Consider the following 7,496-nt stretch of genomic DNA (forward strand, 5'->3'; position numbering starts at 1 on the left):
GCACGCAGTCAAACCTGTCATTGCAGCCAAAGTTAAAATCAGTTTTCCAAAGTGTTTCATCATATGAAACCTCCATCCACAGATACCTTATTGCGTGCCTCGTGCCAGCGTCAGATAAAATTTATCAGGTCTAGACGATGGGTTTGAGTGTTGGGGCTGTGATTTTGTAAACACTGGTGACGAAGAAGGGCGTTTTATCGCTATTTTTCCAGGCACCATTTATAACCAACTTTCAATTTAGGTGTTACCGTTATCAATACTAGACTTAGAAATAAAAGCTTTGAGCTATTCATGACGAAGGTCTGTGCAATCATCGCACCTATCATATTTGAGTGGGGTTTCGCTCACAAACTGCTCAATAACAGTATGTGCTGTGTCGATAAAGCATCATGACAATATTCAAAGCGAAATTATACATATGTGTATCAATTATAGTTGTTCTGTTTAGTGTTGGGTCCTTTGCTCAATCACCAAGCTCTACTCAAGTGCAACCTAGTACTAACGAACAAAAACGAAAACTTGCTCAAACACTTATATGCCCAGTTTTACCATGTGGGATCAGTATCCCAGGGGATAATGAGCTCGATACTTCTAGTATTCTTGAGTGTGCTGTTGATGAGGCAAGACGAAAATCACCAGACTCAGGCAGACGACAATGAGTCAAAATATACGCATCATACTATTTTTGATTTTATCTATGGGTATGAGTGCTGAATCACAAGAATTTAAAAGTAAGGCATTAAGGACATATGAAGAGATTTCAGGTGATGTGTGTGGTTCAAAGCTCAGTGTCAAAGATCGCAGTAGTGATGCGGCAGAATTAGCATTTAAAAAACTTTGTGAAGAATCAAATTGTTCACCTGATCAAGTTGCAGCATCTTGGAAATTGTTTCAGAACAGTTATCGCATGAGGCAATGTGTATTATTTAATGACCTCTCGAAAAATGATAAGCAAACAACTCAGTGTGAGCTTAATAATTTAAATACATTGGGTGAAAATATAATACAGCGGAATAAAACCACTTCTCCACTTCAGCTTATTGCAGAATCAACTGCTAGAAGTATTGCTGATATTTGTGAAATCGAAAATACTTTAGTTGAGAAAAAAGCACTCGATAGAAAAACCAGATTTGGTAAATACACAGAGATAGGTGGCAACTTAGCCGCAGGTTTAGGGTATCATTACAAACAAAAAGTTAAAGATGCGGCAGCATACTGGCCAGAAGCTGCTAAAAATTTTGTAACAGGTAAAGGGTGGGGTAAAGGTGCCGTTGCGCAAACAATGATGCCTGACTCACCAGCAGAAACACAAACACAAGAAAATATGACCCTCTTTAAATTAAGAGATACTCATGAAATGGCAATATGGCGATCAAATGAGCCTAGAATGAAAGCCCTTATCGAGAAATACACCCGCGGTTATAACGATGGTAAAGGTGAGTGCAGTCAATTTGGAACTTTTGATAGTCCTGGCACGGCTGAAAGCAAATCTTTGAAGCTTAAACGTCTGGCAAATCAACTTTTGAAAAAAGATGCAAGCGGGCCAGATAATCTTACGAGTGTCATCGCTGATCTAAAAAAAGATGCATCGACAAAGATCAAAGAAATTAATGCGCTTAGTGTAAAAGTGGGCAATCAATCTCAACCTGTATTTATGTGTAGTCAGCTTGATCCAGATCGTAAGGGTTATGATTATGCACGCAAAGCACATCAAAGTGGTTATACAGATAAATTTATTTCATCAAATGCAAATTTCAACACACTTTATAATAATAGCAATACACTCGCATGTTTAAATGGTGAATTTAAAGGCGCAGATTATCTTGATACTCAATCTCAAATTTATGCTGAAGCTTTTATGGAAGCTATGATGATTGTGCCCATTGCAGGTGTATTCGGTAAAGGTTTACAGGCAAATCGAGTGGCTGAGGCCGTCAAAGTTGCTGCTGCAACTCGCAATGCTGAATACGCAGTAACAGTGGCATATCGAGCATCACAATCAGGTCAGTTTTTTGCTAGGGCAAATGGTGTCGCTGCGGCAGCCGACGCTCTTTATGGTTCAAAATTCTTTGTTGATGCCATCAACACTTGCATGTCTAATAAGTCAAATAAATTTCAGCTCGATAAGTGTGAAGAGTCGAATCCGAAGATGGTTGAGAGCACACTTGAACAAACCCAGTGTATGACAAATATTATAATGGCTACAGTTGGCTTGGGTATGTCGTCTGCATTTACCCCCACAGTTCTTAAAGAATTACGTCTTGCTTCAAAAGAATTAAAAACAGCAAATGATGCTTTAAGATTTGCTAAAAACTTTTCAGAAAGAACGGCAGGGCGTGAAGTCGCTGCTTTAAATAGACAAGTAGGTGCAAAATCAGCTCAAGCCACCAAAGATGAAGCTAAACTTCTTGAGAGAAACAAATTGGCGGGTGTTGGTTCTGCAACTGGTGAATCGCCAAAATTTCGCTTGGCTACTAAAATTGATGATATCACCAATCGGTTTTCTGATGCCTACAGTGGGAATGCAGTTCTTGCAAAACAAGATCGCGGGTTATTCAAAAGTGCTTATGATAATATGCGCATAGGGGGCGTTAAAGAAATTGATGCCGTTGAGTTTCTCGATGCCTTGAGCCAATTTTCACCCGATATGCGTCGAAAAGTAGCAAAGCTCATTCAGGGTAATGCGCTGGAAATTGATGACAAAGTAAAAAAGGCTTTAACGGTTATACGACGTAGTGGTTGTTTTATCCCACAGAAATAGTAATCTCCTTTTCTAATGGTCCAAAAAACATTTGATTATCTGATTATAGGCAGCGGTTTCGGCGGCAGCGTTTCAGCTCTACGTTTAGCTGAAAAAGGCTATTCGGTTTTAGTGCTTGAACGGGGGCGTCGTTATGAAGCCTCGGACTTTCCAAAGTCTAATTGGAATTTGCGTAAATATCTTTGGGCTCCGCTATTTAAATGTTTTGGTATTCAAACAATCACACTTTTTAAAAATGCTTTAATACTTTCAGGCACGGGAGTAGGTGGGGGGAGTCTTGTCTACGCAAATACTCTGATGGTTCCAGGGGATAGTTTTTTTAATGACCCTGTATGGAGTGGTATCAAAGATTGGAAGTCAGCACTTCTTCCTCATTACAAAACAGCTCAGCGAATGTTGGGGGTGACTCAAAACCCACTTTTAACTGAAGCTGATGATGTTTTAAAAAAGTTGGGTGAAGATTTTGGCTGTGCGCAAAGCTTTCATTCAGTCGATGTTGGTGTTTATTTTGGTACCGAAACAAAAGACCCTTATTTTGATGGTAAGGGGCCGATGCGTTCGCCTTGTGTTTTTTGTGGCGGCTGCATGGTGGGCTGTCGCTACAATTCGAAAAATACATTAGATAAAAACTATCTTTATTTTGCCGAAAAATCAGGTGCTCAAATTATTCCTGAATGTGAAGTGGTGAAAGTTACGCCACTTGAATTCAACACGACTGCAAAAAAAACAGCACAAACATCTGATCCATCAACAATGCGCTACTTAGTTGAAACGCGTAATCCGTTGTCATGGTTTGGTGGTAAACGCCGAACATTTCAGGCTCGTAATGTGATTTTTGCAGCCGGAGCAATCGGAACAGTCAAACTTCTTTTAGAAAACAAAGTTATCCACAATTCACTTCCTCATTTATCAGATGAATTAGGTAAAACCGTGCGTACAAACGGGGAAAGTCTTGTGGGTGCGACATCACTTCAAAAAAATGTCGATTACACAAAAGGCATTGCCATCAGTTCTGCAATTCACCCTGATAAAATCACAAAAATCGAAGTAGTAAGATACCCGGCGGGCTCAGGATTCATGCGTTTGTTAGCGCTTCCACTCACAGGCCCTGGACATGCTTTTATCAGGCCGTTAAAGTTTTTTGCTCAATGCATTTTGCGCGTGGGCGATTTAATTAAATTATGCACTGTAAAAGATTGGGCAAAAAGTACTGTGATTTTATTAGTCATGCAAACCGTTGATAATCAAATTGCACTGGGAATCAAAAGGCCTTGGTACAAATTATTTCGAAAATCATTTGGTTCAGTAGAAACAGGCTTACCTCGAATTCCTGCTTATATTGAAGTAGCTCACCGAGCCGTTGAAAACGTATCACGTAAAATCAAAGGCATTTCTCAAAACGCATTTTCAGAACCACTACTTAACACTCCCGCATCGGCACATATTTTAGGTGGTGCTCGCATCGGTGCTTCAGTGCAAGACGGTGTAGTAAATGAAAACTGCGAAGTATTTAATTACCCCGGCTTGTACGTAATCGACGGCAGCATGATCCCCGCCAATCTAGGTGTGAACCCCAGTCTCACAATTACAGCCCTTGCCGAACATGCGATGGCGGGTGTGTGTCTGAACATCTAATAGATGCCTAACTTCATAGGAGTAATCTTTATTAGACGAAGAACTAGCACTATTTTTATTGATGCTTTCTTGTCTAGTTTTCTTAAAATCCACCGAAGAGAACATTGTGTGTTGGTTCTCATACGGGCCTCCTTATCAATCGGAGGCATTCCATAGCCTTGGCAACCAAGAGCTTGGCAAGCAGTTACACTGCAAGCGAGGCTAAGGTGCCAGGGCCTTTTTATTTATATCTCTGAAAATTATTCTTCGGAAGTGGACGAAATAGCGGCGGAGTTCCGGATGAAAAGCATTACAAAAAGTAACGGCGTACCTAATTGTAATGTGTCTACGATTTGGTCAGCTATCAATGGATTTGTCGGAGTTTTGAATCTTGGGGAGCATCAAGAACTTAGCGGGTTTTAAGGGCTTATTGGCTAAGTAATTACAGTTAAAATGTAAACAAATTTAAAGCGTATTTGAAGGTAAGTAGCTAATAATATTGATTATTTTTACTGGCACCCCCCTTGCTATATATACTGGTATGAAGACAAACGGGGGAAACAATATGAAAGCATTAAGAATAACATTTTTAGTAGGAATCATGGTTTTAGTTATAGCAGGACATGCAATGACTGCACGTGCTGATATCCCCGAGGGCTTTCAAGCCGCAGGTCAATTAGATGTTTTCGTTACTACAAATATTGATGGTCAAAAAGTGATAGCTCAAACTCAATGTTATAAATCAACTGATGGCAAAGACACATATTGTGAAACAGAAGAGCGTCTTGCTGATTCAAACGTAGCAAGCAAATAACTAGTTCCGCTTATAACCTTCGACAACCTTATTAACTACTTCAGGCAAACCTTTAAAAGCATCCCACTTACGAAAACGTAAAGGTGCTATTTGTTCACCTCTGATGAGTTTTTTAAGTTCATTTTCTAGCCTCCAAACGGGGCCAACTAAATGATGAGTCAAAATTATTCCAACTAAGGTGAAAATCACACTCATCACACACACAACTACAATGAGTTTTGTCATTAAGTTATCAGCAATGTATTGAAACGTATCGATACGCATCGGGGGTGCTTGGTATTGGCCGTTAAATAAAAGGCCTAAATCCATGACCGCGCGATGTGCAGTGTAACAGATAGCCACTGAAGACACGATCGCAATACCTGCAAGCACACCTACAAGGCCGAATTGTACTTTTGGTGCAATACAGTAATTTCGGCGGTACCAAGCTGGCTTCTTAGTCGGTGTTGGTGTCGGTGTGTTCATAGTTAGCGTTTTAACCTTTCAATGGATATTTCTTTGACCAGTAATTCCAAAGATAAATGCTGCCTAAGAAAGTAAAAATTGAGAAAAATTGACTGGTACTTAACCAAGGGTCAATTACAAATCCTCGGATAGAATCACCACGATAAATTTCAACAATCGATCGGCCAATGGAATACAAAAGCATATATGTTACTAATAGTTGACCTGTGAATTTCTTTCTTTTTCTCATAAACATTGTCACAGCAAAAATCACTAAGGCATTTAGGGCATCATAAATCTGAGCGGGGTGAAGCAAAACACCTGGAGGTGCAAGGCTTAAAGGGTCAGTGAATGTTACTCCCCATGGAAGCCCAGGTGCTGGTTTACCAAAGCAGCATCCGGCAAAAAAACATCCCAGACGCCCGAAAAAATGAGCGATGGCTAAAGACGGAACGGCTAAATCCATAACTTTTAAAGTTGGAAGTTTATATTTTTTAGAAAAATACCAGAAAGCGAAAACTCCGCCGGCAAAGCCGCCATAAAATACAAGTCCACCTTCCCAAAAATATAAAATCTCAATCAAGTGATCACTGAAGTATTCAAATCGCGTCATGATATAAACCATACGTCCACCGATGAGGCCCATAAATAAGCCCCAAAAGGAAAGATCCACGACGCGTTCAGCGTTGAGTCCTTCGCGCTTGGCTTGATTGTAAACAAGGTAGAGGCCAAATAAAAAACCAATGACGATCATTAATCCGTAGGTGTGAAGCTTTAGAAAACCAATCTTAAGAAGTAGCGGATGCATTTTTTTTCTTCCTTTGTAAAAGCCATAGTCCAATAGTCATAGTCGCAAAACTCAACCAAGTGGACACACTTAAATTTATAAAAGCTTCACCCCTAAAGTCACCACGAAACTGCTCAACGAGAGCTCGACCTAGGCCGTGAAGTACAAACCATAAGCCTAAAAGCTGTCCATGTACTTTGAATTTTCGCTTTTTTTCTAAATACACTAAGATCAGTACAACTCCAAGTTCCCATAGCGATGAGTAAATCTGTGTTGGGTGAAGTGGTACACCAGCTGGAGCTTCAACACCTTCAGGGAAATGCACTGCCCATGGAAGATCACAGGCTCGTCCAAAGCAACAACCAGCAAGAAAACAACCAAAGCGTCCGATGGAATAACCCAATGCTAAAACAGGGGCAAAAAGATCTGCGTATTTGAAAAAATCCCATTTGCGAAAACGGCAAAGGAGTAATGCACTTATGAAACCACCAATTGCTCCGCCGTAAAAAACAAATCCGCCGTTCCAAAATTTGTAAATCAGGCTTGGGTCTTGAATGTAAACTTCAGGATATTCAAAAACGATATGCGCAAGTCTTGAGCCTAAAAAACAACTGATCATCGAAACAAGGGCGATGTCTAATGTGGCGGTGGTGTTGTATTTAAATTTAATGCTTCGAAAATATATCCAAAGAATTCCGAAGGTGAAAATCCCGCTATTGACGACAAGATACGTTGGTAAAACCAGATCTTCTGTGCGAAGCACAAAAGGCCACATTTTTTAGACAGCCCCGCTTTTTTTGGTATCCGGATCTTTTGTAAAAAGCATTTGCGCTAAAAGCATTCCGACACCACAGACAATAGCTGAGTCTGCGACATTAAATGCAGGCCAATGATAGACCTCTTTGTAATGAAAATCTAAAAAGTCGATAACGTACTGAAAGCGCAATCGGTCAATGTAATTTCCGATAGCGCCACCAAAAATTAATGAGAGCGCCATGATCTGAGTTTTTTGATCATCTTTAGTTGTTTTCATGATCATGAGAATAATACCCATTGCAACAAGTGGGATTACTATA

The 7,496-nt window shown here is 40.1% G+C and carries 9 protein-coding genes; 5 read left to right on the forward strand and 4 right to left on the reverse strand.

What is annotated here, in order from left to right; translation table 11 throughout:
* Nucleotides 1–485 precede the first annotated feature (485 nt).
* The 5 genes from SGI74_14025 to SGI74_14045 all read left to right on the forward strand — a co-directional run bounded on the left by SGI74_14025 (nt 486) and on the right by SGI74_14045 (nt 5,189).
* Complete coding sequence (locus tag SGI74_14025; protein ID MDZ4678611.1) at nt 486–659, forward strand: hypothetical protein; 174 nt, start codon at nt 486–488, stop codon at nt 657–659.
* Entirely contained in the window at nt 656–2,761 is a 2,106-nt protein-coding gene (locus tag SGI74_14030) for a hypothetical protein (GenBank protein ID MDZ4678612.1), read from the forward strand. The genes SGI74_14025 and SGI74_14030 overlap by 4 nt, the downstream gene beginning before the upstream one ends.
* 15 nt (nt 2,762–2,776) lie before the next feature.
* A complete protein-coding gene (locus tag SGI74_14035; protein ID MDZ4678613.1) occupies nt 2,777–4,396 on the forward strand; it encodes a GMC family oxidoreductase in 1,620 nt (539 codons plus the stop codon).
* Nucleotides 4,397–4,675: 279 nt separating this feature from the next.
* Nucleotides 4,676–4,798, forward strand: coding sequence for a hypothetical protein (locus SGI74_14040; GenBank protein ID MDZ4678614.1), 123 nt, complete (start codon nt 4,676–4,678; stop codon nt 4,796–4,798).
* A 118-nt stretch (nt 4,799–4,916) separates the two neighbouring features.
* Nucleotides 4,917–5,189 carry a hypothetical protein gene (locus SGI74_14045; protein MDZ4678615.1) on the forward strand — a complete coding sequence of 91 codons (273 nt, stop codon included), beginning with the start codon at nt 4,917–4,919 and terminating at the stop codon, nt 5,187–5,189.
* On the opposite strand, the gene SGI74_14050 is transcribed toward SGI74_14045, so the two are convergent.
* From SGI74_14050 to lspA, 4 genes are all read right to left on the reverse strand, one after another.
* Nucleotides 5,190–5,654, reverse strand: a complete 465-nt coding sequence (locus SGI74_14050; protein MDZ4678616.1) for a hypothetical protein — start codon at nt 5,652–5,654, stop codon at nt 5,190–5,192.
* A 10-nt stretch (nt 5,655–5,664) separates the two neighbouring features.
* Nucleotides 5,665–6,441 carry a prolipoprotein diacylglyceryl transferase gene (lgt, locus tag SGI74_14055; GenBank protein ID MDZ4678617.1) on the reverse strand — a complete coding sequence of 259 codons (777 nt, stop codon included), beginning with the start codon at nt 6,439–6,441 and terminating at the stop codon, nt 5,665–5,667.
* Nucleotides 6,422–7,195 (reverse strand): prolipoprotein diacylglyceryl transferase, encoded by a 774-nt coding sequence (gene lgt, locus SGI74_14060; protein MDZ4678618.1) that lies wholly within the window; start codon nt 7,193–7,195, stop codon nt 6,422–6,424. The genes lgt (SGI74_14055) and lgt (SGI74_14060) overlap by 20 nt, the downstream gene beginning before the upstream one ends.
* Before the next feature lie 3 nt (nt 7,196–7,198).
* A partial coding sequence (gene lspA / locus SGI74_14065; protein MDZ4678619.1) for a signal peptidase II occupies nt 7,199–7,496 on the reverse strand: 298 nt, incomplete at its 5' end.

It is taken from the genome of Oligoflexia bacterium (assembly GCA_034439615.1).
Lineage (GTDB): Bacteria > Bdellovibrionota > Bdellovibrionia > JABDDW01 > JABDDW01 > JAWXAT01.